The 24,650-nt window shown below is 68.2% G+C and carries 23 protein-coding genes; 21 read left to right on the forward strand and 2 right to left on the reverse strand.

Going from position 1 to position 24,650, the window contains the following annotated elements; genetic code table 11:
• Window positions 1–52 precede the first annotated feature (52 nt).
• Both LVJ59_RS16900 and LVJ59_RS16905 read left to right on the forward strand, forming a co-directional pair.
• A complete protein-coding gene (locus LVJ59_RS16900) occupies window positions 53–997 on the forward strand; it encodes an alpha/beta fold hydrolase (protein WP_232763890.1) in 945 nt (314 codons plus the stop codon).
• A gap of 192 nt (window positions 998–1,189) precedes the next feature.
• The gene (locus LVJ59_RS16905) at window positions 1,190–3,190 is read left to right on the forward strand and encodes a BCCT family transporter (RefSeq protein WP_232763891.1); all 2,001 of its coding nucleotides are present in this window, start codon (window positions 1,190–1,192) and stop codon (window positions 3,188–3,190) included.
• Between the two features lie 23 nt (window positions 3,191–3,213).
• On the opposite strand, the gene LVJ59_RS16910 is transcribed toward LVJ59_RS16905, so the two are convergent.
• Window positions 3,214–4,434 (reverse strand): ROK family protein, encoded by a 1,221-nt coding sequence (locus LVJ59_RS16910; RefSeq protein WP_232763892.1) that lies wholly within the window; start codon window positions 4,432–4,434, stop codon window positions 3,214–3,216.
• Between the two features lie 101 nt (window positions 4,435–4,535).
• On the opposite strand from LVJ59_RS16910, the gene LVJ59_RS16915 reads away from it, so the two are divergent.
• The 18 genes from LVJ59_RS16915 to LVJ59_RS17000 all read left to right on the forward strand — a co-directional run bounded on the left by LVJ59_RS16915 (window position 4,536) and on the right by LVJ59_RS17000 (window position 22,052).
• Window positions 4,536–5,855, forward strand: coding sequence for an extracellular solute-binding protein (locus tag LVJ59_RS16915; RefSeq protein ID WP_232763893.1), 1,320 nt, complete (start codon window positions 4,536–4,538; stop codon window positions 5,853–5,855).
• Window positions 5,852–6,790, forward strand: coding sequence for a carbohydrate ABC transporter permease (locus LVJ59_RS16920; protein ID WP_232763894.1), 939 nt, complete (start codon window positions 5,852–5,854; stop codon window positions 6,788–6,790). Before LVJ59_RS16915 ends, LVJ59_RS16920 begins: the two co-directional genes overlap by 4 nt.
• Window positions 6,790–7,668 (forward strand): carbohydrate ABC transporter permease, encoded by an 879-nt coding sequence (locus LVJ59_RS16925; protein WP_131493533.1) that lies wholly within the window; start codon window positions 6,790–6,792, stop codon window positions 7,666–7,668. The genes LVJ59_RS16920 and LVJ59_RS16925 overlap by 1 nt, the downstream gene beginning before the upstream one ends.
• 53 nt (window positions 7,669–7,721) lie before the next feature.
• A complete protein-coding gene (locus LVJ59_RS16930; protein ID WP_232763895.1) occupies window positions 7,722–9,410 on the forward strand; it encodes a glycoside hydrolase family 13 protein in 1,689 nt (562 codons plus the stop codon).
• 164 nt (window positions 9,411–9,574) lie between these two features.
• Window positions 9,575–10,597 carry a metal ABC transporter solute-binding protein, Zn/Mn family gene (locus LVJ59_RS16935; RefSeq protein WP_232763896.1) on the forward strand — a complete coding sequence of 341 codons (1,023 nt, stop codon included), beginning with the start codon at window positions 9,575–9,577 and terminating at the stop codon, window positions 10,595–10,597.
• Window positions 10,594–11,430 (forward strand): metal ABC transporter ATP-binding protein, encoded by an 837-nt coding sequence (locus LVJ59_RS16940; RefSeq protein ID WP_232763897.1) that lies wholly within the window; start codon window positions 10,594–10,596, stop codon window positions 11,428–11,430. Before LVJ59_RS16935 ends, LVJ59_RS16940 begins: the two co-directional genes overlap by 4 nt.
• Before the next feature lie 14 nt (window positions 11,431–11,444).
• Entirely contained in the window at window positions 11,445–12,305 is an 861-nt protein-coding gene (locus LVJ59_RS16945) for a metal ABC transporter permease (protein ID WP_232763962.1), read from the forward strand.
• Between the two features lie 121 nt (window positions 12,306–12,426).
• Window positions 12,427–12,843, forward strand: a complete 417-nt coding sequence (locus tag LVJ59_RS16950; protein ID WP_047524209.1) for a Fur family transcriptional regulator — start codon at window positions 12,427–12,429, stop codon at window positions 12,841–12,843.
• Window positions 12,840–13,880: a permease gene (locus tag LVJ59_RS16955; protein WP_232763898.1), complete on the forward strand. Its 1,041-nt coding sequence runs from the start codon at window positions 12,840–12,842 to the stop codon at window positions 13,878–13,880. The genes LVJ59_RS16950 and LVJ59_RS16955 overlap by 4 nt, the downstream gene beginning before the upstream one ends.
• A complete protein-coding gene (locus LVJ59_RS16960; RefSeq protein WP_232763899.1) occupies window positions 13,873–14,676 on the forward strand; it encodes a TIGR03943 family protein in 804 nt (267 codons plus the stop codon). Before LVJ59_RS16955 ends, LVJ59_RS16960 begins: the two co-directional genes overlap by 8 nt.
• Entirely contained in the window at window positions 14,666–16,495 is a 1,830-nt protein-coding gene (locus LVJ59_RS16965; RefSeq protein ID WP_232763900.1) for a hypothetical protein, read from the forward strand. Before LVJ59_RS16960 ends, LVJ59_RS16965 begins: the two co-directional genes overlap by 11 nt.
• A gap of 1 nt (window position 16,496) precedes the next feature.
• Window positions 16,497–17,216, forward strand: coding sequence for a DNA-3-methyladenine glycosylase (locus LVJ59_RS16970; RefSeq protein WP_232763901.1), 720 nt, complete (start codon window positions 16,497–16,499; stop codon window positions 17,214–17,216).
• 154 nt (window positions 17,217–17,370) lie between these two features.
• A complete protein-coding gene (rpmB, locus tag LVJ59_RS16975) occupies window positions 17,371–17,607 on the forward strand; it encodes a 50S ribosomal protein L28 (RefSeq protein WP_017203559.1) in 237 nt (78 codons plus the stop codon).
• Window positions 17,607–17,777: a 50S ribosomal protein L33 gene (gene rpmG / locus LVJ59_RS16980; protein WP_017203558.1), complete on the forward strand. Its 171-nt coding sequence runs from the start codon at window positions 17,607–17,609 to the stop codon at window positions 17,775–17,777. The genes rpmB and rpmG overlap by 1 nt, the downstream gene beginning before the upstream one ends.
• A 3-nt stretch (window positions 17,778–17,780) precedes the next feature.
• Window positions 17,781–18,086 carry a 30S ribosomal protein S14 gene (gene rpsN, locus LVJ59_RS16985; protein ID WP_017829734.1) on the forward strand — a complete coding sequence of 102 codons (306 nt, stop codon included), beginning with the start codon at window positions 17,781–17,783 and terminating at the stop codon, window positions 18,084–18,086.
• 300 nt (window positions 18,087–18,386) lie between these two features.
• Window positions 18,387–19,211, forward strand: a complete 825-nt coding sequence (locus tag LVJ59_RS16990; protein WP_232763902.1) for an endonuclease domain-containing protein — start codon at window positions 18,387–18,389, stop codon at window positions 19,209–19,211.
• Between the two features lie 452 nt (window positions 19,212–19,663).
• Entirely contained in the window at window positions 19,664–19,951 is a 288-nt protein-coding gene (locus LVJ59_RS16995; protein WP_017203554.1) for an HU family DNA-binding protein, read from the forward strand.
• Between the two features lie 88 nt (window positions 19,952–20,039).
• Window positions 20,040–22,052 (forward strand): cytochrome c oxidase assembly protein, encoded by a 2,013-nt coding sequence (locus LVJ59_RS17000; protein ID WP_232763903.1) that lies wholly within the window; start codon window positions 20,040–20,042, stop codon window positions 22,050–22,052.
• Between the two features lie 18 nt (window positions 22,053–22,070).
• Here LVJ59_RS17000 and LVJ59_RS17005 read toward each other — a convergent pair whose 3' ends face one another.
• Window positions 22,071–23,141, reverse strand: coding sequence for a hypothetical protein (locus LVJ59_RS17005; protein WP_232763904.1), 1,071 nt, complete (start codon window positions 23,139–23,141; stop codon window positions 22,071–22,073).
• A 115-nt stretch (window positions 23,142–23,256) separates the two neighbouring features.
• Here LVJ59_RS17005 and LVJ59_RS17010 point away from each other — a divergent pair, with 115 nt between their 5' ends.
• Complete coding sequence (locus tag LVJ59_RS17010) at window positions 23,257–24,642, forward strand: ATP-dependent RecD-like DNA helicase (protein ID WP_232763963.1); 1,386 nt, start codon at window positions 23,257–23,259, stop codon at window positions 24,640–24,642.
• Window positions 24,643–24,650: the final 8 nt, after the last annotated feature.

Raw genomic sequence — 24,650 nt, forward strand, 5'->3', positions numbered from 1 at the left:
CGATGCTCCGATAATCAGTATCGCAGAGCGCAGCTCCAGAAAGGTCGACCTCATGGCTTCACCGTTCGTTCACGCCGCGGACGACATCATCGGTACCGGAGCCCCGGTCGTCTCCGTCGCTCCCATCCCGTTGCTCGCTCCGGATCGGCCGGTCCCGCTCGAGGTGCGAGTGTCTGCCCCCGCCACCGGTGCGAATCTGCCCGTCGTGGTGTTCTCGCATGGCAACGGGTGGAACCTCGACGGGTACGCGCCGCTCACCTCGTTCTGGGCGTCGCGCGGCTTCGTCGTGATCCAGCCCACGCATCTGGACTCCCGTCGGAACGGTTTCGGGTTCGACCACCCCGTGTTCCCGACGATCTGGACCGAGCGGATCTCGGATCTCACCCGCATCCTCGACCAGCTCGACGCCATCGAGGACGCCGTGCCGGGTCTTGCCGGTCGCGTGGACCGGAGCCGCGTCGCCGCCACCGGTCACTCGTGGGGCGGACAGACCGCGCAGTCGCTTCTCGGAGCACGCATCGTCGATGAGGCGGGCCGGGTCGGAGAGGACATGTCCGACAGTCGCGTCACCGCGGGCGTCCTCTTCGCCGCCACCGGCATCGGCGGCGACGACCTCCACCCGTTCGCGCAGGCGAACTTCCCCTTCATGCGACCCTCCTTCCGGGAGTTGACGGTGCCGACGTTCGTCGTCGCCGGCGACCGCGACCAGTCCAAGATGTCCAGCCGCGGACCCGACTGGTTCACCGATGCGTACACCCACAGCCCCGGCGCCACCGACCTCCTCACGCTCTTCGGCGCCGAGCATTCCCTCGGCGGGATCGTCGGATACGAAGTCGCCGAGACCACCGACGAGAACCCGGAGCGGGTCGCCGTCGTCCAACGGATGAGTACCGCGTACCTCCGGAGCGCCCTCCACGTTTCGGAGAGCGATTGGGCCGCGGCCCGCGCCGCATTCGCCGACAGCGTCGATTCGATCGGTCGCGTCCACAGCAAGTGATCAGCGGGGCTGTTGCGGGGAAGCCTGCTGCGTTCAGTCCGACACCGCACTGCGGAGATCTCGGGTTGGCGCGGAGTCGTGTGTTCCTGCGCGGTTCCGCGCGGAAACCTCGCCTATCGTGAGGTCTAGTACCTCAGCCCTCGCGGGAAAGACCAGTTCGACCCGAAGAACCGGCCGTGTAAGGAGATCACGATGATCGACCGAGAACGAGACGCCGAGAGCAAGACCTCGATGCCAGGGAAACCTTCGCCGAAGAAGATCCTGAAAGAAGTGACCCACCCCGCGCTGATCCCCGGGATCGGTGTGGAGGACACACCCCGTGTGTTCAACACGAACTGGATCGTGTTCGGCGTCGCCGGTGTGCTCGTGCTGGCGGTCGTGATCTGGGGCTTCCTCGCCCCGGAGAGCATCAGTGCGGCGGGCGCCGCATCGCTCGGATGGGTGACGGACAACTTCGGGTGGCTGTTCTCTCTGCTGGCCGTGGTGACGATCGCCTTCATGTTCGTGGTCGGCTATGGCCGCACCGGCGGCGTCCGGCTGGGCGCGGACGACGAGTCGCCGGAGTTCTCGACCGTGTCGTGGATCGCGATGCTGTTCTCCGCAGGCATGGGGATCGGCCTCCTGTTCTGGGGGCCGGCAGAGCCGCTGACCTACTTCATGGATCCTCCGCCGGGCTTCACGGCTGCCGAGGGGAGCCGCGACGCGATGCTTGACGCTCTCGCGCAATCGATCCTCCACTGGGGTCCGATGGCGTGGGCGTTCTATGCGCTCGTCGGTGGGGCGATCGCCTACGCGGCGTATCGACGGGGCCGCGCACCGCTGATCTCGGCGATCTTCCGTCCGATCTTCGGCGAGCGCACCGACGGCTGGATCGGCGCCGTGATCGACGTCTTCGCGATCATCGTGACGCTCTTCGGTACCGGCGTCACGCTCGGCATGGGAGCCCTTCAGATCGCCAGTGGTGTGGAGGTCGTCACGGGCATCGGGCCGCTCGGTAACGCGGGCCTCATCGTCATCATCACCGTCCTCACGGCCGCGTTCGTGGTCTCCGCCGTCTCCGGCATCAAGCGCGGCATCCGGGCGCTGTCGAACATCAACATGGTGATCGCCGCCGTGATCGGTCTGTTCATCTTCATCGCCGGTCCCACCCTGTTCCTGTTGAACATGATCCCCGCCAGCGTCTCCGCGTTCTTCGGGGAGCTGTGGATCATGCTCACACGCAACCCCGCCCAGAGCGAGGACGCCGCCGCGTTCATGTCGAGTTGGACGAACTACTACTGGGCCTGGTGGATCTCCTGGACGCCGTTCGTGGGAATGTTCATCGCGAAGATCTCCCGCGGTCGGACGCTTCGGGAGTTCGTCACCGTCGTGATCGTCGTGCCGTCGATCGTCTGTGTCGTCTGGTTCGGGATCATGGGCGGGACCACGATGCTGTTCGAGTCCGAGGGTCGTGGCATCGCCGAGGCGGGGTCGCCGGAAGCCATCCTCTTCGCTGTTCTCGGCGAGCTGCCGTTCGGGGTGGTGCTCTCCGTGCTCGCGATGATCTCGATCATCCTGTTCTTCGTGACCTCTGCGGACTCCGCGGCGATCGTGATGGGCTCGATGAGCCAGCGCGGCAAACCGGAGCCGTCGACCTGGGTGACGATCACGTGGGGGCTCCTCCTCGGCGCCGCAGCGCTCGCTCTTCTCCTCGCGGGTGGTCAGACGGCGCTGTCCGGCCTCCAATCGATCATGGTGGTGTCGGCGCTGCCGTTCGCGATCATCGTGATCGGCATCATGATCGCGTGGGCGAAGGAGCTGCGAACCGATCCGTACATGCTGCGTCACCGGTATGCGCGTGCGGCGATCGCGCAGGGCGTGCGTCTCGGGATCGCGGAGCACGGCGACGACTTCGTGTTCGGGGCGACCGAGGTCGCCGCCGACGAAGGCGCCGGAGCGGGGATCGACACGGACGATCCCGCCCTGACGGAGTGGTACGAGACCGCCACCGGCCAGATCCCCGTCGTCGTCTCGGCCGAAGACGTCACCCGGACGCTCGAGCCCGGTCGCATCCAGCCGCGGGGGCCGGGCAACCCCGCCCACACGGCCTCGGGAGACGCCTCCCTCACCGTCGGCGAGAACCGCCGGGAGGACCGACTCCGTGCGCGCCGGAAGCCGGAGGGGCCGCTGGGGGGCGACGAGGGTCGCGACTGACCTCGCGCCTGAGACCGTCGGCGCTATGCGCTCGCGCGGAGGCGTTCCTCGGCGAGCCGGGGCACGGCGTACTCCCTGGCCGCGCGGCGAGCGGTCGCGACGGCCCCGCGTGAGACGACCTCGGCACCGAGCGTCGAGGCGAGGATCTCGGGTGCCGGCAGGTGCAGCTCCTCGGGGAGGATGCGCCGGGCGGCGGTCAGCACGGGCTCGATGCTCTCGGCGACCGCTCCGCACACGATGACGCGCGCCGGGTCGTACATGCTGCCGAGCACGCCGACGATACGGGCGACGGTGGCCCCGACGCGAGAGGTGACCAGCTCGGCATCCGGGTCACCCGACGCGGCGAGGGTGAGCACGAGGCGGGGATCGATGCGGTCTGCTGCGACGAGGCGTCCGACCGCGCTGTCCGCCGCGATCTCGCCCTCATCCACCGCTGCCCGCACCTGATCCTCCACCGCGTAGCGGAGTCCGAACGCCGATCCGACGCCCACGATGTGGTCGAACACGACGCCCTCACCGACGCCGCCGTGCGCGCCGTGCAGCACGTGGCCGTCGACCACCACGCCGCCGCCGAATCTCTCGCTCGCGAGCAGAGCGACGTAGTCGCGGCATCCGATCGCCGCTCCCTCCGTCCCCTCGGCGATGGCGGCGAGCTGCGCGTCGTTCTTGATCTGGACGACGGGAGCCCAGTCGCGCAGGGCCTCGGCGAGGCCGGGGTTGGTGCGCTCCCAGAAGCCGTCGGGGTGCGGAGGGGAGACGCCATCGCGGTTCACGGGTGCCGCGACGCCGACGCACAGCGCAAGCACCCGGTCGGGCGTCACCTCGGCTTCGGTGAGCGCATCGCCGAGGCGTTCGAGGATCGTCGCGCGTCGTTCGTCGGCCGACTGCGAGGGCTCGAACTCCAGGCGGTGGTGCACGAGCGTGCGGTCGAGAGGGTCGGCCACGGTGACGGCGAGGTGGGTGTCACCCGCATCCACGCCGATCACCACTCCGAGGTCGGGAGCCAAGACGAACCGCCGCGAGGGTCTGCCGGAGCGATACGCGCCGACCGCGCGGGCGTTCGGAAGCTCGCTCAGCACGGCGGCCCCGACGAGGGTGTCGATCGCGTCGATGGCCGTCGAGCGGGTCAGGGAGGTGCCCGCCATCGCCTCGGTCGCGGTGAACTCGCCGGCCGTCCAGGCGAAGTCGAGGACCGCCCCCACGCTCGCGCGGCCGGTGCCCAGGTCTGCGGAGACTTCTGTCACGACACTTGACCTCCCTGTCTTCCCAATGAGAGAGTACCGTTCGACAGAGTAAATTCGCTCACTAGATTTAGTCTGTGAATTTATATATCGGAAGGACGACGGTGTCTGAGAGACGAACACGAGCGGCCCGAGCGGTGGCCGCAGCCCTGGGGGTCACCCTGGTCGGCACGGCGCTCGCCGGATGCGCCCCGGGCTCGGGAGCGGAGACCATCCGCTTCACCTTCAGCAAGCGCGAGGCGATCGAATTCATGACCGCCCTGGTCGCCGACTACAACGCCTCGCAGAGCGACGTGAAGGTCGAGATCGACACCTCGGGCGTCGATGTCGTCTCGGCCAGCTTCGTGCGGGGCAATCCGCCCGACATCATGCTCGCCAACTACAACTACGAGATCGCCCGGTTCGTGCAGCGCTGCGCCCTCACCGATCTGTCCGAGACCGCCGCGGCCGCGGACATCCGCGACGACCTGCAGCCGCTCATGGATCAGTACGGCTCCTGCGAGGGGCGGACGAGTGCGCTGCCGTACTCGGTGATGGCCGCATCGGTCATCTACAACAAGGAGATCTTCCAGGCGCAGGGTCTCGAGGTTCCGCAGACCTGGGACGAGCTGCTCGCCGTGTGCGACCAGCTGAAGGCCGCCGGCATCGACCCGTTCTACGGCACGTTCAAGGACGACTGGACCGTGGGGCAGGGCTGGTACGACTACACCGCGGGTGGCTCGGTCGACGTGATCGAGTTCTTCGACGCCCTCGCGGACGAGGGGGCGGAGGTGGGGCCCGACTCCGAGGTCTCGTTCTCGAAGGACTTCGCCGAGCCGATGGACAAGATGATGCAGCTCGCGAACGACTACACGAACGCGGATGCGCCGAGCCGCGGCTACGGTGACGGCAACCTGGCCTTCGCCAAGGGGGAGGCCGCGATGTACCTGCAGGGGCCGTGGGCGTTCAGTGAGATCGCGAAGACCGCGCCGGATCTGCAACTGGGGACTTTCCCGCTGCCGATGACTGATGATCCGGACGACCTCGGCGTGCGAGTGAACATGGACCTCGCCGCGATGATCCCGGAGGGCTCCCGCCACAAGGAGGCCGCCCGAGACTTCCTCGAGTTCCTCTACGAGCCACGGAACATCGAGGAGTACAACGCCTCGCAGCTGGGCTTCACCCCGACGAAGGGGGCGCCGGCTCCGGACGACCCCCGTGTCGAGGGGATGATCGAGTACTACGACCAGGGGCAGATCTATCAGGGCCCGTCGGTGCTCGTTCCCAAGACCCTCCCAATCTTCAACTACGCGCAGGCGATGGTACTCGGAGCCTCGCCGACCTCCATCCTGCGCACGATGGACGCGGACTGGGCCCGTATCGCCTTCCGTGCGCCGATCCCCTCGACCCAGGACAACGCCGCCGGTGAGGAGGGCGCATCATGAGCGCCACAACGACCCCCTCGGTGTCGGACAGCACGACCGTCATCGTGACGGGCGGCGACCGGAAGCTCCGGCGGCACACGCGTCGCGTCGAGCCGATCTACTACCTGTTCCTGCTTCCCACGCTGGTGCTCTTCACGCTCGCGATCACGCTGCCGGGCGTCATCGGCATCTTCTTCAGCTTCACGGACTCGATCGGCATCGGGGAGTGGAGCTTCAACGGGCTGACGAACTACATCGCCCTGTTCAGTGATCCGTCGATCCTGCAGAGCTACCTGTTCACGTTCGGGTTCTCGATCGCCACGGTCGTCGTCGTGAACGTGGTCGCGTTCCTGCTGGCGGTCGGGCTCACCTCGCGCATCCGGTTCAAGACGGGCTTGCGGACGATCTTCGTCATCCCGATGGTGATCTCGGGCATCATCATCGCCTACGTCTTCAACTTCCTGTTCTCGAACTCGATCCCGGCGGCGGGAGCGGCGGCCGGCATCCCGTGGCTCGAGACGAGCCTGCTCGCCAATCCGGACCTCGCCTGGATCGCCATCGTGATCGTCACCGCCTGGCAGGCCGTGCCCGGCACACTGCTGATCTACATCGCCGGGCTCCTGTCCGTCCCCGGCGAGGTGTACGAGGCGGCGAGCATCGACGGGGCCAGCAAGGCGCAGCAGCTCACCCGCATCACGCTCCCGCTCGTCGCGGGCTACGTCGTGATCAACGTGATCCTCGGGTTCAAGGGCTTCCTGAACGCCTACGACATCATCGTCGGCCTCACCAACGGAGGTCCGGGCACGTCCACCCGCAGCGTCGCGATGACGATCATCGCGGGCTTCAACGGCGGCGACTACGCCTACCAGATGGCCAACGCGACCATCTTCTTCATCGTCGCCGTGCTCATCTCCCTCCTCCAGCTGTCGCTGACGCGCGGAAGGAACGCACTCTGATGTCGACGCAGACACTCACCACCATCCCCACCTCGGGCAAGAAGCCGCGCGTGCGCATGGAGCGCGTGAACTGGTCGGGCACGGTCATCTTGATCCTGTGCGCGGTCACCGTCCTCCTGCCCCTGTACGTGACCATCTCGATGGCGCTCAAGACCACCGGGCAGGCGGTCGACGGCAACGCCTTCTCGCTCCCGGCCCCGTTCAGCTTCGACGGATTCGTCGAGGCATGGACGCTGACGAAGTTCCCCGTCGGCGCGGGCATCTCGCTGCTGGTCACCGCCGGTACGGTGACCGCGACGATCGTGCTGGCCGCGTTCGCGTCCTACGCGATCGTGCGCAACTGGGACCGCCGGTTGTTCCGCTACTCGTTCTTCTACCTGCTCGCGGCGATGTTCATCCCGTTCCCCGTCGTGGCGCTGCCGCAGATCCAGCTCACCGGACGCGTCGGACTCGACAACCCGTTCGGGGTGATCATCCTCGCGACCATGTTCCAGCTGAGCTTCAGTGTGCTGCTGTTCACCGCGTTTCTGCGGTCGATCCCGATCGAGCTCGAGGAGAGCGCCCGCATCGACGGCGCCACGACCTGGCAGACCTTCTGGAAGCTCATCTTCCCGCTGCTCGCCCCGATGAGCGCCACCGTCGGCATCTTCGCCTTCCTCTACGCCTGGAACGACTTCATGATGCCGTCGCTCATCATCGCCGACCCGGCGCTGCAGACGCTGCCCGTGCGGCAGAACCTGTTCCAGAACCAGTTCAGCAACAACTACAACGTCGCCTTCGCCTCGTACCTGATGGCGATGGCACCCGCGATCGTGGCCTACCTGTTCACCCAGAGATGGGTGATGGAGGGCGTCACGCAGGGCGCCGTCAAGGGCTGACCGCCCCGTCGAACGACACGAACCACCGGAAACACAGAAGGAGTCCTCCTCTCATGACCGACGCGCTTCTCGCCGAGACCCGCACCGCCGAAGCTGCCGCCTGGTGGCGTCAGGCCGCCGTCTACCAGATCTATCCGCGCAGCTTCGCGGACGCGAACGGCGACGGCATCGGGGATATCCCCGGCATCGTCTCGCGGGCCGACTACCTCCGCGATCTCGGCATCGATGCGGTCTGGCTCAGCCCGTTCTACCCCTCGGCGCTCGCCGACGGCGGGTACGACGTCGCCGACTACCGCGACGTCGATCCGCGGCTCGGCACACTCGCCGACTTCGACGACATGGTCGAGGCGCTGCACTCCCGCGACATCCGCGTGATCGTCGACATCGTCCCGAACCACTCCTCCGACCAGCACGAGTGGTTCCAGGAGGCGCTCGCCGCCGGTCGGGGGTCGGCCGCGCGCGAGCGCTACATCTTCCGTGAAGGCAGTGGCCCCGACGGATCCGAGCCGCCGACCGACTGGGACTCGGTGTTCGGTGGCAGCGCGTGGGAGCGCGTGGCGGATGGGCAGTGGTACCTGCACAACTTCGCCGTCGAACAGCCCGACCTGAACTGGGATCACCCCGAGGTGCGCGCCGACTTCCTGAAGACGCTGCGCTTCTGGTCGGATCGCGGCGTCGACGGGTTCCGCATCGACGTCGCCCACATGCTCACGAAGGACCTCAGTGAGCCGCTGCCCTCACGCGCCGAGCTCGACGCGATGGATCGCACTTCGGGCACGCATCCGATGGTCGACCGCGACGACGTGCACGAGATCTACGCCGAGTGGCGCGCGGTCTTCAACGAGTACGACCCGCCCCGCACCGCCGTCGCCGAGGCCTGGGTCGAGACCCCGGAACGTCGTGCGAAGTACGCCTCGGCCGAGGGGCTCGGGCAGGCGTTCAACTTCGACCTACTGGTCGCCGACTTCGACGCCGCGCAGTTCCGGAGCATCATCGCCGACAACCTGCAGCAGGCGGGGGCCACCGGATCGTCGACCACCTGGGTGCTGTCGAACCACGACGTCACGCGTCACGCCACCCGCTACGGACTCCCGGCGCTGAACGGCCGTCCGGTCAAGCAGGGCACCGAGTGGGTGAAGGCCGGCGGGCCTTCTGAGGCGCTGGACCGTGAGGGCGGACTCCGCCGGGCGCACGCCGCGACCCTTCTGCTGCTCGGCCTCCCCGGCAGCACGTACCTCTACCAGGGGGAGGAGCTCGGACTCCACGAGGTCGCGCAGATCACGCCCGAGCAGCGTCAGGACCCCGGCTTCTTCCGCGGCGCAGAGTTCGACGGACTGGGCCGCGACGGATGCCGCGTGCCGCTCCCGTGGACGGCGGAGGGTTCCTCGCACGGCTTCGGTGCCGCGGGCTCGCACCTTCCGCAGCCGGAGTGGTTCGCGGAGTACGCGGTCGACGTGGAAGCGGCGGATCCGTCGTCGACACTGTCGCTGTACCGGGAGGCCCTGCGCCTGCGGCATCTGCTGCAGACCGGCGAGGCCCTGGAGTGGATCGAGACCGGGCGCGACGACGTGCTGCGCTTCGCCCGGCCGAACGGATGGCAGGTGGTGTCGAACTTCGGCACGGCGCCGTTCGACCTCGGTGCGGACGCCGCCGACGTGGTCCTCGCGAGTGCCCCCCTCGACGGTTTCGTGCTTCCTGGCGAGGCCACAGCCTGGATCGCTCCGGCGCGCCTACTCGGCTAGCGACCCCCGTCTGTCGTCGAGACCCCCGCCTGTCGTCTAGACCCCCGCCTGTCGCCGCGCGTCAGCGGGGGTCTCGACGCGCATGGGGGGCGTGGACGGCAGGAAAACGAAGAGGCTCGACACTCAGTTTGATAATGGTTCTCATTAGCGTTTAGAGTGGGGGCATGAAGAAGCCCGCCGTCGCCCTCGCCCTCGCATCCGTTGCCGCCCTCACGCTGGCCGGATGCTCGACCCCCGCCGCGGGGGAGGGCGACGACGGTACCATCACGGTCGTCGCGAGCACGAACGTCTACGGCGACATCGCCGCGCAGATCGGCGGTGACCGCGTCGACGTGCAGTCGATTATCACCTCCGCCTCGCAGGACCCGCACTCCTACGAGGCGAGTGCCCGCGACCGGCTCACGGTGCAGAAGGCCGACCTCGTGATCGAGAACGGCGGGGGATACGACGCCTTCGTCGACACGCTGCTGCAGGATGCGAAAGACCCGCACGTCATCACGGCCGTCGAGTACTCGCACGACTTCCCCGGCAATGAGGGCCACGACGACGAAGCGGACCACGACCACGCCGACGAGTCCGCCACCGATGCGCCCGAGGAAGAGGGCCACGACCACGATCATGCCGAGGGTGAAGAGGGGCATGAGGGCCACGACCACATCGAGGGCTTCAACGAGCACGTCTGGTTCGACCCGCACACCATGATCCACGTCGTCGAGGCGATCAGCGAGGAGCTGGCCGAGCTCGACCCCGACGGGGCGAAGGACTTCACGGCCAACGCCGACGACCTCATCGCCGACCTGGAGGGCTTCGAGGCCGACCTCGAGGGCATCAAGGCGGACGCGGCGGGTGTCGAGGTGTTCATCACCGAGCCGCTGCCCGGCTACCTCGCCGCGGCTGCGGGCTTGACCGATGTCACCCCGGAAGGATTCGCGGAGTCCGTGGAAGAGGGCACCGATGTCGCGCCCGCCGTCCTGCTCGAAGCGCTCGACGTGATCGGCAGCGGCACGGTGGGCGCTCTGCTGACCAATGCTCAGACCGGTGGTGCGGAGACCGAGCGCGTCGAGGCCGCGGCCGAGGAGGCCGGCATCCCCGTCGTCGCCTTCACGGAGCTGCTCGAGGACGGATCGTCGTACTCTGAGTGGATGAGTGACGCGATCCAGAGCCTCGCCGCCGCCGTCGAGTCGTGAGCGGCGCCGCCGCACCGCGCGACAATCCAGTCCTCGAGATCTCCGACGCCTCACTGCATCGTGGCGATCGAGAGCTCTGGTCGGGACTCGACCTCACCGTCGAGCCGGGAGAGTTCATCGCCGTGCTCGGACCCTCCGGATCGGGCAAGACCACTCTTCTGCGCAGCATCCTGGGGCTTCAGCCACTGTCGTCCGGCGTGATCAAGGTCGCGGGGGAGCCCGTGCACCGTGGCAACCCCCGAATCGGCTACATCCCACAGCAGCGCTCGCTGGCCCCGGACACGAGCATGCGCGCGCGCGATCTCGTCGCCCTCGGAGTGCAGGGGAGTCGCTTCGGCTTCCCGATCCCCCACCGCGGCGACCGCGCGAAGGTCGACCGTCTGCTTGAGGCGGTCGGCGCGTCGGAGTTCGCCGAACGACGGGTCGGGCTGCTGTCGGGCGGAGAGCAGCAGCGGCTTCGGGTCGGACAGGCCCTCGCCGACGAGCCCGCCCTGCTGCTGTGCGATGAGCCGCTGTCGAACCTCGACCTCGCCAACCAGGTCGCGGTGACCGACATCATCGACCGTCAGAGGCGCGAGCGCGACGCGGCCGTGCTGTTCGTCACGCACGACATCAACCCGATCCTCGGCCGCGTCGACCGCATCCTCTACATCGCCGGTGGCCGGTTCCTGCTCGGGACCCCGGACGAAGTGCTGCAGACCCGCGTGCTCACCGACCTCTACGGCACGCCGGTGTTCGTGCTCCGCGCGGGCGACCGGTTGGTCGTCGTCGGGGTTCCCGATGCCGAACCGCACCACGACCACGGTGATCACGAGCACGGAGGAGCCGCATGAACGTCGCATCGGTCATGGTGCCGCTGGTCGACTGGAGCGACGTCTTCTCCTTTCAGGACTATGGCGAGCTCGTGGCCCTGCTCGCGAACTCGATCATCGCGGGCGCCGTCCTCGGCGTCGTCGGCGGTCTGATCGGCGTGTTCGTGATGCAGCGCGACCTGGCTTTCGCGGTGCACGGCGTGAGCGAGCTGTCGTTCGCGGGCGCCGCGGCGGCTCTGCTCTTCGGTGGCAGCGTCGTGGCCGGATCCCTCGCGGGCGCGCTCGCCGCCGCGATCCTCATCGGCATTCTGGGGGCCAAGGCCAGGGACCGAAACTCGATCGTCGGTGTGCTGATGCCGTTCGGACTGGGTCTCGGCATCCTCTTCCTCTCGCTCTACGACGGTCGCAGCGCCAACCGCTTCAGCCTGCTCACGGGGCAGATCGTGTCGGTCTCCACGCCGGACCTCGGGTGGCTCATCGGGATCAGCCTGGTCGTGCTGACCGGACTCCTGGTGATGTGGAACCCTCTGCGCTTCGATTCCCTCGACCCGGAGTCCGCTGCCGCCCGTGGTGTGCCGACCCGCGCGGTGAGCCTGTTGTTCATGGTGCTGCTCGGCCTGATCGTCGCGGTGAGCGTGCACATCATCGGGGCGCTGCTCGTGATGGCACTGCTGGTGACCCCGGCGGCGGCGGCCATGCGTGTGACCGCCGGTCCGATCGCCGTGCCGTTGCTCGCGGCGCTCTTCGGGTTCGTCTCGGCGGTCGGCGGCATCCTGCTGGCCCTCGCCGGCACGCTGCCCGTGAGCCCGTACATCACGACGCTGTCGTTCACGATCTACGTCGTGTGCTGGATCGTGCAGCGGGCGCGGGCCAGGGTCCGGCGGGTTCGGGTCTGAGACCGTGCTTTCGAATCGCGCAAATTGTCGGGAGTCAGCCCGAGATGCGACCATTCACGCGATTCGAAAGGGTCCTGGCCGCTCCCAGCCCTCGCCAACCGGGTCGGCCTAGACTCGACGTATGGCTCAGCGGAACACCTGGCAGCGCGAACGCGTGCGCGAAGCACTCGCCGACGCTCGCGGATTCGTGAGTGCACAGAGCCTGCATGCCTCCCTGCGCGACGACAACACCGGCATCGGCCTGGCGACCGTGTACCGCGCTCTCGCGGGACTCGCCGCCTCCGGTGACGCCGACTCGCTGCAGAGCCCCGAGGGTGAGGCGCTGTATCGCGCCTGCACGACCCAAGGACACCACCACCACCTGATCTGCCGATCGTGCGGCCTGACCGTGGAGATCGAGGCCAAGGACGTCGAGCAGTGGGCGCATCGCACCGCAGCCCTGCACGGCTTCACGGATGCCGCTCACGTGGTGGACATCTTCGGACTGTGCACCCCGTGCGCGAACAAGCGCGACGCCGAACGGACTGCGAACGCGTGAGCCCCTCGGCAGCGACGGCGACCCGTCACAGTCACTCCCATCGCCCGGCGCCCACTGCGCGCTCGGCATGGATCGGCGTCGGCCTCGGTGCCGTCATCATCGCGGCACTGTTCCTGGTCGATGCGTTCCTGCCGACGCTGTTCCCGGCGTCGCTGCCCACCCGTGCGCAGGACGGCCTCACCCTCGCCCTGAGCGTGCTGATCGAGGCGCTCCCGTTCGTGATCCTCGGCGTGCTGCTGTCGATCGTGGTGCAGGTCTGGTTGCCTGCCGATGTCATCCACCGCTGGCTGCCGAAGCGCGCGTGGGCGCGGCGGGCCGTGCTGTCGCTGCTGGGGATGCTCATCCCGGTGTGCGAGTGCGGCAATGTGCCCTTCGCCCGAGGGCTCATGATGCGCGGTCTCGCCCCGGCCGAGGCGATGACCTTCCTGATCGCGGCGCCGATCGTGAACCCGATCGTGATCCTCACCACGCACGCTGCGTTCGGTTGGGACGGCGGGATCCTCGTCGCGCGCCTCGTCGGCGGATACCTGATCGCGAACCTGATCGGCTGGATCTACAGCCGCCACCCCGACCCCGACGGCATGCTCACGCAGCGCTTCGTCGACACTTGCGACCGGGTGACGCACGAGCCCGGGACGCCGGTGCGCCGCAGCCTGACCCAGTTCCTCATCGAGCTTCGCGCCGTGATGCCCGCGCTGGTCATCGGTTCCGCACTCGCCGGTGCCGTGCAAGTGCTGATCCCCCGGGAGTGGCTGCTTGCGATCGGCTCGAACCCGGTGCTGTCGATCGTGGCCATGATGGCGCTCGCGATGACGGTCGCCATCTGCTCGAACGTCGACGCGTTCTTCGCGCTGTCGTTCGCCTCGACGTTCTCGTCCGGCGCGATCGTCGCGTTCCTCCTGGTCGGACCGCTCGTCGACATCAAGATGCTCGCGCTCATGCGCACCACCTTCACCGGGCGCACCCTCGTGGGGATCGTCGGGATCGTCCTCGCCTCGGCGTTCGCGATCGGGATCGGGGTGAACGTCCTTGTCTGAGCAGACCGCCACACGTGCGCGTGCCCTCGCCACCCGCTGGCTCGGGGTCGGCCTCGCTGCGGTGATCGCGGTCGTGACCCTCGGACTCGGCGTCACGGACCGCCTCACGCTCTACATCAGCCCCGAAACCGTGTGGTTCGCGTGTGCGGCCGCGGTCGTGACCCTGGCCGGCGCGATCTGGTCGTGCACCCTGCCTCTCGGCGAAGAGGGCGATCACGGTCATGACCACGGTCACGGACACGGCACGGAAGCCTCCGACGACACAGAATCCGGCTCGTCCGCGACCCCGCCCCGCCGTTCCCTCGCGGGTGTCGGCGCGGTCACAGGAGGGGTGATCGCCTCGGGCGTCGTCATCGCGGGCCTGGTGCTGCCCCCGGCCTCGCTCTCGGTCGAGCTCGCGATGTCGCGCGCGGGGGAGCAGAGCGCGCTGTTCGCCGGCTCGGACAGTGTCGCGCTCGGCGTCGCCGACACCTCGACCTTCGGCGTCGGCGACTGGGCGAGCGTCTTCGCCGCGTCCACGAACACCTCGGCCTACGACGGTGCGCCCGTGACCCTCACTGGCTTCGTGACCCCGGGATCGGGAGACGGCGTGAACCTGACCCGGCTGGTCATCACGCACTGCGTGATCGATGCGCAGACGGCCGCACTGCCGGTCACCGTCGATCCGGACGACTATCCGACCGGACAGTGGGTCGAGGTCACCGGCACCGTGCGCGCGGACAGCAACGGCAAGCTCCACATCGAACCGACCGACGTCGTCGCGATCGACGAGCCCGGGGATCCATATGAGTACTGACGACGAGCGCCCCGAGACGCCCGCCGTTCCGCGGACCCGCGCCGAGCTGCGCGCCGCCCGTGAAGCCGCAGAGGCGGCGGAGGCCGAGCGGATCGAGCGTGCGGTCACCCCGCCGGATCACGCCGCGCCCCCCGCCGACGAGCCGGAAGCCGCAGCGGACGACGCCGCTGTCCGTGAGGCCGCTCTTCGGGACGCCGCTCTTCGGGAGGCGGCGGTGCGCCGGGCCGGTGAACGGGAGGTCGCGGAGCAGGAGGCGGCCGCACGGAAGATGGCCGCGTTCGAGGCTGCAGCGCGAGAGGATGCCGAAGCGACCGCCCTGCCGGCCGTCCCGGTCGCACCTGAGCCCGTGTTCGTGGGTGCCGCCCCGCAGATCGACGACGAGCCGGCGATATCCCATCCCGCCGAGCCCCCGCTGGCGGCCGGGTCCGAGACCCCGGCCCCGAGCGCGCCGCGGAACCCGCGAAGGTTCCTCCTCACACTCGGTGCGGTGCTGGGCGTCCTCGTGCTCGCCGGCACCGGGCTCGGCATCGTCAGCCTCTTGCAGGGTCCGCGGATCAGTGATGTGCAGGTGGACGCGGAACACGCGATCGAGTCCTCCGGGAGCAGGGTCATCCTCACCGCGAATCAGGCGCTCGCCGACATCGATCCCGAACAGGTCACGGTCGAGCCGGCGACGCCGTTCACGGTCGATGCCTCGGGGCGCGGCGTCGGCGTCCGCTTCACGGTGCCGCTCGACGACTCGACGGAGTACACGATCCGGGTGGCCGACGTGGCCGGTGCGGGTGGCGGTCCGTCGACGACCCTGACCACGTCGTTCACGACGCCGCCGTCCTCCATCTTCCTCCTGCGCCGAGATGTCGACGGCAAGGACAAGATCTTCCTCACCGACCTCAAGGGCGACGGGGTGGCGGTGTACGAGCACGAGAAGATCAACGACTTCCGGGCCACCTCGACGCAGCTCGTCGTCGCGGTGGAGGAAGAGGACGGCTCCCACCTGCTCGTGATGGACCGCGACGGGAAGAACCAGCGCGAACTCGACCTGCCCGGTGACGGCTACGTCGGCGCCGTCCAGGTCTCGGAACGAGGTGGCCTGGTCGGCTACAGCTACTCCGACCGCGAGCTCAGCGACGACGAAGGGCGGGCGAGCGTGCTCGTCACCCAGTCGCTGAGCGGCAAGGACGAGCCGCAGGTGATCGAGGTCGCCGGCGCGGAGGCGAGTGTCTTCGTGTGGCAGTTCGTCCCCGACAGCGCCGCCGTGCTGTTCATCGACTTCGACGGTGCGCTGTCCCTCGTGGACCGCTCGAGCGACGCGGGCGTGCAGTCCCTCGGTCTCGCAGCCATGATCCAGGGCATCTCCCGCGGCACCTACACCGCCATCGTGGAGCGCCTCGACGGGGCCGTCGTCGAACTGAACCTCGCGGACGGATCGGAGCAGCCGCTCGCAGCATCCGACCCCGACTACGGCACGGCGACCTCCATCACCCCGTTCCCCGGTGGCACGCTCCGGCACGTCGTCGCCCGTGACGATGCGGGGCTCCCGATCGGACAGGCCGTCATCCGCGTGGACGACGACGGCAAAGCCACCCCGCTGGTCGAGATCGGGGCGACCGATTCGATCCTGCAGGCGTGCGCCTCCCCGAGTGGTCAGTATGCGGCCGTGGCGATCGCTCCCGACCTCGCGAACAACCCCTACGACGGAATGCTGCTGCCGTTGCCCGCGCAGGTCGAGACGCACCTCATCGACATGGAGAGCGGCAAGGAGATGGTCGCCCTCACCGGCTTCGATGCCTCCTGGTGCCAGACGGCCCCGCGGTTCTGAGATGCCGCAGCAGGATGGTCTGCGTCGAGCGGTCCGTGCGGACCTGAGCGGCTCGGCGGTCGAGGTCGCGCCGCTCCTGCTCGGGGCCGAGCTTCGGACGTTCGCCCCCGTGACGGACGAACGCGGACCTGCCGAGGTGCGACTGCGCATCACCGAGGTCGAGGCCTATCACGGGCAGGGCACCGGTGAGATCGCCGACCCCGGATCCCACGCGCGGATGGGACGCACGCCGCGCAACGCCACCATGTGGGGCGAGCCCGGACATCTCTACGTGTACCTGAGCCACGGCATCCACTCCTGCGTCAACGTGGTGTGCGGGCCGATCGGGCAGGGCGACGGCGTGCTGCTGCGTGCGGGGGAGATCGTGACCGGAGTGGATGCTGCGGCACGGCGCCGAGGTGCGACGCTGCCACTCAGCCGCATCGCCCGGCGGGATCTGGCGCGTGGGCCCGGTCGTCTCGGACAGGCCGTGGGGCTGCGGCATCCCCTGCATGACGGCATCGACGCCATCACCGGCGAGGAACGGCACGAGGCGAGGGCCGAGTTGTGGCTCGGCGAGCCGCGGGACGATGTGGTGCGCGGCCCCCGGGTCGGCGTGGCGGGCGTCGCCGGGACCGCTGCCTTCCCCTGGCGCTTCTGGATCGATGCCGACCCCACCGTGTCGCCGTTCCGGTGGGGGAGAGGGGCTCAGGCGGAATCGGCGGTTCAGGCGGCCGGATGAGCCGTGCTAAACTGACTCTTTGTCTGCGCACACTCCTGTGCGCAGTTCGCATGCTTCTCCTTCTGCGGCCGAGAGATCGGCGGGTCGGGTTGCGTGCAGACAAGGGATCTTGGGTGGGGCCGTCCGGCCTCACGGTATAGAAGGAGTCACCATCATGGCAGCAGTGTGCCAGGTGACCGGAGCTGTTCCCGGCTTCGGTCACAACGTCTCGCACTCGCACCGCCGGACGAAGCGCCGCTTCGACCCGAACGTGCAGAAGAAGACCTATTTCGTCCCGTCGCTCGGTCGTAAGATCACGCTCAACGTGTCCGCCAAGGGCATCAAGGTGATCGACGTCCGCGGCATCGAGAACGTGGTCAAGGACCTCCAGGCGAAGGGTGTGAAGCTCTAATGGCCAAGAAGGCTCAGGACGTACGTCCGATCATCAAGCTGCGTTCGACGGCAGGCACGGGTTACACCTACGTGACGAAGAAGAACCGCCGCAACACCCCCGACCGCCTCGTGCTCAAGAAGTACGACCCGGTCATCCGTCAGCACGTCGAATTCCGAGAGGAGCGTTGATCAATGGCTAAGAAGAGCAAGATCGCTCGCAACGAGCAGCGCAAGGTCATCGTCGAGCGTTACGCAGAGCGTCGCGCCGAGCTGAAGAAGACCCTGGTCGACCCGAACGCCACCGACGAGGCCCGCGAGGCCGCACGCGTCGGCCTGCAGAAGCTGCCGCGCAACGCGTCGCCTGCTCGCGTGCGTTCGCGCGACGTCATCGACGGCCGCCCCCGCGGTGTCCTCACGAAGTTCGGCATCTCGCGTGTCCGCTTCCGTGACATGGCGCACCGTGGCGAGCTGCCCGGCGTGACCAAGTCGAGCTGGTAAGTCTCAGCAGACAGCCGAAAGGGGCGAGGATCTTCGGATCCTCGCCCCTTTCGCGTCTCCACCCTCCCTGCATCCCTCCCTCCTTCCGGCCGTCCCTCACTCCCTGCCTCTTCCCCGTCCTTCCCCGCGCGTTCTGAAGGACTTCTCGCGAATTGCAGGAGCGAACGCTGGATCCACTCCTTCATTCCGTGAGATCTCCTTCAGAGGTCTGTTCCTGCACAGAAGCCTCGGCGATCGAGCTCTGCCCTTGTCCCGGTGGTCGGGCAGCGTGCGCGCGCCCGCTGGAGGCAGGATCGTCCGATGGATCCCGTGGATGAGCTGTGGCGTCGTGGAGGGGTCGCGCGGGTGCGCACTCTGCGCGCGGCCGGGGTGAGTGCGCACTCGCTCCGGCGGTCGAAGGAGCGGTGCGAGGTCGTCACCGTGCGGCAGGGGTGGGTGGCCTTGCCAGATGCCGACCCCCAGATCGCCGGAGCGGCGGCTCACGGTGTCGTGCTCAGCTGTGTCACGGCGGCGGAGAGGCGAGGACTCTGGATTCCGGAGAAGACGCCACTGCACGTCGCTGCCCGCCCGAACGCGGCGCGGATCCGGGTGCCGTCCCAGGTCGTCGTGCACTGGTCGAAACCGGTGGTCCCTCGGCCCCCCGACGCGACGGTGGATGAACTGCTCAACGTGCTGGCCGTGATCGCGCAATGCCAGCCGTTCGAGACCGCCCTGGTCATCTGGGAGTCGGCCATGAACAAGGGGTACGTCGACGGCGCGCGCCTCCGTGGCCTCGACCTTCCGGCGCCGGCACGAGCGCTGCTCGAGCGGGCGCGACCGTTCGCGGACTCGGGGCTGGAGACCATCGTGATCCACAGGCTCCGCTGGCTGGGGCTCCGCATGTTGCCACAAGCCTGGTGCCTCGATCGGCGGGTGGATCTCCTCATCGGTGATCGACTGGTGATCCAGATCGATGGTGCGACCCACACCGGGGAGCAGCGGGACAAGGACATCGCTCACGACGCGCAGCTGGTCCTCCGTGGCTACCGTGTGCTGCGCTTCAGCTACGAACAGGTCATGCACCGCTGGCCCGAGGTGCAGTCCGTGATCATGGAAGCCGTGGCGCAGGGTGCACACCTCGCGTGATCCCCCCTCCTGAACACCCCTCTCCTGTTCGCGCCTCCTGAACACCCCCCTCCTGTTCGCCCCTCCTTGGACTCACGCCTCGCGTTGCGAAGGAGAACTCACGGAATGAAGGAGTGCATTCCGCATCTGGTCCTTCATTCCGTGAGATCTCCTTCATTCCGTGAGTTCTCCTCATCCCTGCGACTGCTCCTTCATCCCAGGAATTCTCCTCACCAGCGAGAGATCTCCTCACCCCGAGAGTTCTGCGTCAGCCCGCACGCGCACCGCGTGAGCTCCCCAAAACTGTGACTGGAGTGACGAATGTGACGCGACACGCCCAGTAATTGCCCAAAACCCGCGAAATGACGCGGATATGTGGGTGGTCGTTGATACATTCGAGGCGGTCACTAGACCAGGGGCACCCGCCCCGATACCCACAACGATGCGACGGGATCTCGTCGCTGGAGGATGACATGGCTGACAAGTCCATCACCAAGACCGAGCTCGTCGCGAGCATCGCTAGCGCCACGGGCCAGAGCCAGGCCACCGTCTCCGGTGTCCTCGACTCGCTGTTCGCCACGGTCTCCGACGCTGTTGCCAAGGGCAGCAAGGTCTCCATCCCGGGCTGGATCTCCTTCGAGCAGGTCGACACCGCTGCTCGCACGGGCCGCAACCCGCAGACCGGCGCCGAGATCAAGATCCCGGCCGGCAAGCGCGTCAAGGTGACCGCTGGCTCCAAGCTCAAGGCTGCCGTCAAGTAAGCAGACCGCACCTCTTCGAAGGCCGCTCCCGTTCCGACGGGAGCGGCCTTCGTGCTTTCGCCCCTCCCGGCGCGCCTAGGCTGGAGGGGTGAGTTCCCGCAGCGAGTCGACGAGTCGGATTTCGGCGTATCGAATCGCCGGAGTGGTCATCCTCCTCGTCGCCGCGCTGGTGGCCGTGGTGGTGGCGCTCCTCGTCGGAGGCGGGGCCGATGCACCGCTGCTGCAGGATCCGGGGCCGATCGTGCTCTGGGGCACCCCGCTCGCGAAACTCGTGATGAACATGTCGGCCGCCGTCATGCTCGGCTCTCTCGTCCTCGCGCTGTTCGGACTGCGCGCGGGGGAGCGCTCCTTCGATGCGGCACTGAACATCGCCTCCGTCGGTGCCGCCGTCTTCACGGTCTCCGCGGGCCTCGCCGGGTTCCTCGCGTTCATGGCCGCCTTCAACCCGAAGCTCAGCATCGAGCGGGAGTTCGGCACGCAGCTCGGCCGCTTCCTGTTGGAGCTGCCGCTGGGACAGTCCTGGCTCATCACGACGATCTTCGGCGCGATCATCACGGTGCTCGCCTTCGCCTGGCGCTCGTGGACGCCCACGCTCATCACCGCACTGCTCGCCGCGGCGTCCTTCATCCCCCTCGCGACGCAGGGGCACGCGGGCGACCTCGCAGGCCACAACATGGCCGTCAACTCGATCCTGCTGCATACGGTCGGTGCCGCGGTCTGGCTGGGTGGGCTCCTGCTCCTCGTGCTGCTCCGCGGGCGCGGTGACGTCGACACCGCTCGACTCGTCGGACGCTACTCCTCCCTCGCGATCGCGGCGTTCGCGGTGGTCGCCTTCTCCGGATTGACCCGGTCGATCGTGGCCGTCGGAAGCTGGGATGCGCTGTGGACGACGCAATACGGCTGGATCGTGCTCGCGAAAGCCGCGCTGTTGGGCGGCATGGGACTGCTCGGCGCCTGGTACCGCGCGCGCCTCATCCCGAAGCTCGCCGGACAGCGTGCGACGGGTTGGTTCTGGCTCCTCGTCCTGTGCGAAGTCGCGCTGATGGGGTTCGCGTCCGGCGCCGCTGCCGCGCTCGCGCGCACGCCCCCTCCCACCGGTGAGGTCGCCGCGTTCGCGCAGACGCCCGCCCAGATCCTCACCGGGTCGACGCTGCCGCCCGAGTTGACGCTCGAACGCTGGTTCACGGCGTGGGACTTCGATGTGCTCTGGATCGTCGTCGCCGCCTTCGGCCTCTTCTTCTACCTCGCCGGCGTCCGGCGCCTGCATCTGCGCGGAGATCGCTGGCCGATCCATCGCACGGTCTTCTGGGTGCTCGGGCTGCTCATGCTCTTCTGGGTGACCTGCGGCCCGCTCAACGCGTACCAGGAGTACCTGTTCAGCATCCACATGATGGGCCACATGATGCTGTCGATGGCCATCCCGCTGCTGCTGGTCTCGGGCGCACCGATCACGCTCGCCCTGCGCGCGATCCACAAGCGCGACGACGGCACCCGCGGAGGCCGCGAGTGGATCATGTGGGCCGTGCATTCGCCGTTCGCCCGGGTCGTCACCCATCCGTTCGTCGCCGCGGCCATCTTCATCCTGTCGCTGTGGGCGTTCTACTTCACCGACCTGGTGCGGTGGGCGATGGTCGAGCACCTCGGTCATGAGTGGATGGTGATCCACTTCCTGATCTCGGGCTACCTGTTCGTGATGAGCCTGATCGGTGCCGACCCGGTGCCGTACCGACTTCCCTACCCCGGCCGCCTCATCACGCTGATCGCCGTCATGGCGATGCACGCCTTCTTCGGCATCGCGATCATGATGCAGGAGGGCCTGATGGTCGCGGAGTGGTTCGGATCGATGGGCCGTGACTGGGGGGCCGATCCGCTGCAGGATCAGTACGTCGGCGGGGGCATCGCCTGGTCCATCGGCGAGATCCCGACTTTGATCCTGGCCATCACGGTCGCGATCCAGTGGAGCCGCAGCGACACGAAGCTGCAGCGTCGGCGCGACCGGCATGCGGATCGCACCGGAGACAGGGAACTCGAGGAGTACAACACCAAGTTGGCCGAGCTCGCCGCTCAGGACCAGCGTCGCGAGGAGCGCGAGAGGCGTTGAGGCCCGCGGGTGAATCCGTCAGTCGACGGGAGGTTCGCCCGGTGAGCCGATCTTGATGGACGCGGAACCGTCGGGCAGGATCGCGATGGTGCCGTTGAGCTGGAACGGCACGTCTTCCGATACGGGGTCGATGGAGCCGTCGAAGAGCGACTGGATCTCGACTTCGACGTGCGCGACGGCATCGGTCGTGGGAATCTGCCACTGTCCGCCGTCGGGCGTGACCGTGACCTGAGGCTGCGACGCGATGGACCACTTCGGCGGCGACGAGATGCGGTCTGTGACCCGCAGGCCGAAGGGGCAGGCGGTCGGCAGGAGCACGTCCTGCGTGGTGCACGCGGTGAGGAACTCCTCGACCCGCTGCTGCACGACTTCGACGAATTCGTCTGTCGGCGTGGTCTGCACATCGAGCGGAGTGACGGCGAGCGGGGTGTCCGCGAGCACACCGTGTCCGGAGGCCGTCGCGATCGGAGTGTCCACCGTCACGGCGTACAGTCCCGGGGTGAACACGAGTAGCGGCAGCGGTTCGATCGCGTCGGCCTCGTTGCCCGCTGCGGACACCTGCCGTCGGTCGACCTCGAAGCCGTTCACGGCGAACTGATCCACGCCGCGCACCGTGAGCTCGACGACGGCCAGCGGACTCTCCGCGAAGCGCCAGTTCGGGGTGACGCCCGCCCAGCCGTCCTGTTCGATCAGGAAGGTGCTGGTGCCGGCGTGACCGCTCGCCTCGTAGCTCACCGTGACGGCGGTGCCGCCTTCGGTCTGCTCCTCCGACTCCACCTTCACATCGGTCAGCGGTGCGAGTGCGGCGCGGCGCAGCATGGCCTCGGACGCGGCCGGGTCGATGCCGGACTCCTCGAGGATCTCGCGGTCGATCGCGACGCCGGGCACCCGTAGTGCGTCCGCGGCGCGTCCGGAGGAAAGCAGGTCGAGGTAGCGGGTCACGAACGCGGACGGGCCGTAGAACTGCTGGTACAGTGTGGCGCCTCCGGCACCGATCGCTGCGACGAGCATGAGCCCGACCACCGCGAGCATCGCGAGATCGACGCCCAGGCGTGACCGCCGGGGCGCGCTCGACCTGGCCCGCTCCATGGCGCCAGTCTAGGAGTGCGTCCTGGGGGGACGCCGAGCGTCGGCGGCCGGGCGCGGATGCCGGGACGTAGCATGGGTGGCGCCCCGTTTTCCGCCCACTGCCCCTGTGAGTGCCGTGTCCCTTCCCGCCCTGTCCGAGGAGCAGCAAGAGCTGTTCCGGCTCATCGAGGACACCGGCGAGCACGTCTTCATCACCGGTCGCGCCGGCACCGGGAAGTCGACGTTGCTGCAGCACTTCGCCTGGAACACGAAGAAGCAGATCGCCATCTGTGCTCCGACGGGCGTCGCGGCTCTCAACGTCGAGGGCCAGACGATCCACTCCCTCTTCCGTCTGCCGATCGGTCTGATCGGCGACGCCGACATCGACCAGAACGACGCGACGCGGCGCATCCTGAACGCCATCGAGACGCTGGTGATCGACGAGATCTCGATGGTCAACGCCGACCTGATGGACGCGATCGATCGCTCACTGCGCCAGGCCAGGGGGCGCAGGGGGGAGCCCTTCGGCGGTGTCCAGGTGGTCATGTTCGGCGACCCTTATCAGCTCGCCCCCGTCCCACCCCGCGGTGACGAGGCCCGCTACGTCCAGGACCACTACCGCTCGTTCTGGTTCTTCGATGCCAAGGTCTGGGCAGGGGGATCGGGGCTCTCCGACCAGGAGGGGCTGTTCCAGGTCGACACCCGTGCTGAACTGCACGTGCGGGAACTGGTGCAGATCCACCGGCAGTCCGACGACGGCTTCAAATCGATGCTCAACGCCGTGCGCTACGGCCGCGTCACGGCGGAGATCGCGGGGGTGCTGAACACGCAGGGACGACGCACGCCCCCGGAGCCGGAGCCGGGCGAGGTGCCCATGATCACCCTCGCGACGCGCAACGACATCGTGAACAAGATCAACAGTCAGCACCTGAATGCGCTGCCCGGCAAGGAGCAGACCGCGCGGGCCGAGGTGAGCGGTGACTTCGGACGCGGCGAAGCCTCCCTGCCCGCCGAGAGCGAACTGAAGCTGAAGGTCGGGGCGCAGGTGATGTTCCTGCGCAACGACACCGCCATGTCCGGCGAGCCGCCGCGCTGGGTGAACGGCACCATCGGCACGGTGACGCGCATCCTCGGCAGCGCCGTGCGAGTTGACATCGACGGCGAGGAGGTCGACGTCGAGCCCGCCGTGTGGGAGCGTTTCCGCTACGCCTACGACCAGAACACCAAGAAGCTCACTCGCGACGTGGTCGCCGAATTCACCCAGTTCCCGTTGCGCCTCGCCTGGGCGGTCACGATCCACAAGTCGCAGGGCAAGACGTATGAGCGGGCGATCATCGACCTCGGGTCCGGGGCGTTCGCGCCGGGGCAGACGTACGTGGCGCTGAGCCGGCTGACGTCCTTGGACGGCCTGTACCTGTCACGCGACCTGCGGCCACGCGACATCCGGGTGGACGAAGACGTGCGCCGGTTCATGCGCGACGCCTGGCTGGCGGCGTCGACGCCCGAGCTGCCGAAGACCTGACGGAAGAG

Source organism: Microbacterium sp. KKR3/1 (assembly GCF_021272365.1).
Classification (GTDB): Bacteria; Actinomycetota; Actinomycetes; order Actinomycetales; family Microbacteriaceae; genus Microbacterium; species Microbacterium aurugineum.

What these genes read in the sequence shown, in the direction of transcription:
- LVJ59_RS16935 (WP_232763896.1), top strand. Translation starts at nt 9,575, where the DNA reads ATGAAGAAGCCCGCCGTCGCCCTCGCCCTCGCATCCGTTGCCGCCCTC.
- LVJ59_RS16905 (WP_232763891.1), top strand. Translation starts at nt 1,190, where the DNA reads ATGATCGACCGAGAACGAGACGCCGAGAGCAAGACCTCGATGCCAGGG.
- LVJ59_RS16950 (WP_047524209.1), top strand. Translation starts at nt 12,427, where the DNA reads ATGGCTCAGCGGAACACCTGGCAGCGCGAACGCGTGCGCGAAGCACTC.
- rpsN (WP_017829734.1), top strand. Translation starts at nt 17,781, where the DNA reads ATGGCTAAGAAGAGCAAGATCGCTCGCAACGAGCAGCGCAAGGTCATC.
- LVJ59_RS16970 (WP_232763901.1), top strand. Translation starts at nt 16,497, where the DNA reads ATGCCGCAGCAGGATGGTCTGCGTCGAGCGGTCCGTGCGGACCTGAGC.
- rpmB (WP_017203559.1), top strand. Translation starts at nt 17,371, where the DNA reads ATGGCAGCAGTGTGCCAGGTGACCGGAGCTGTTCCCGGCTTCGGTCAC.
- LVJ59_RS16945 (WP_232763962.1), top strand. Translation starts at nt 11,445, where the DNA reads ATGGTGCCGCTGGTCGACTGGAGCGACGTCTTCTCCTTTCAGGACTAT.
- LVJ59_RS16990 (WP_232763902.1), top strand. Translation starts at nt 18,387, where the DNA reads ATGGATCCCGTGGATGAGCTGTGGCGTCGTGGAGGGGTCGCGCGGGTG.
- LVJ59_RS16920 (WP_232763894.1), top strand. Translation starts at nt 5,852, where the DNA reads ATGAGCGCCACAACGACCCCCTCGGTGTCGGACAGCACGACCGTCATC.
- LVJ59_RS16925 (WP_131493533.1), top strand. Translation starts at nt 6,790, where the DNA reads ATGTCGACGCAGACACTCACCACCATCCCCACCTCGGGCAAGAAGCCG.
- LVJ59_RS17005 (WP_232763904.1), bottom strand. Translation starts at nt 23,141, where the DNA reads ATGGAGCGGGCCAGGTCGAGCGCGCCCCGGCGGTCACGCCTGGGCGTC.
- LVJ59_RS16930 (WP_232763895.1), top strand. Translation starts at nt 7,722, where the DNA reads ATGACCGACGCGCTTCTCGCCGAGACCCGCACCGCCGAAGCTGCCGCC.
- LVJ59_RS16900 (WP_232763890.1), top strand. Translation starts at nt 53, where the DNA reads ATGGCTTCACCGTTCGTTCACGCCGCGGACGACATCATCGGTACCGGA.
- LVJ59_RS16965 (WP_232763900.1), top strand. Translation starts at nt 14,666, where the DNA reads ATGAGTACTGACGACGAGCGCCCCGAGACGCCCGCCGTTCCGCGGACC.
- LVJ59_RS16995 (WP_017203554.1), top strand. Translation starts at nt 19,664, where the DNA reads ATGGCTGACAAGTCCATCACCAAGACCGAGCTCGTCGCGAGCATCGCT.
- rpmG (WP_017203558.1), top strand. Translation starts at nt 17,607, where the DNA reads ATGGCCAAGAAGGCTCAGGACGTACGTCCGATCATCAAGCTGCGTTCG.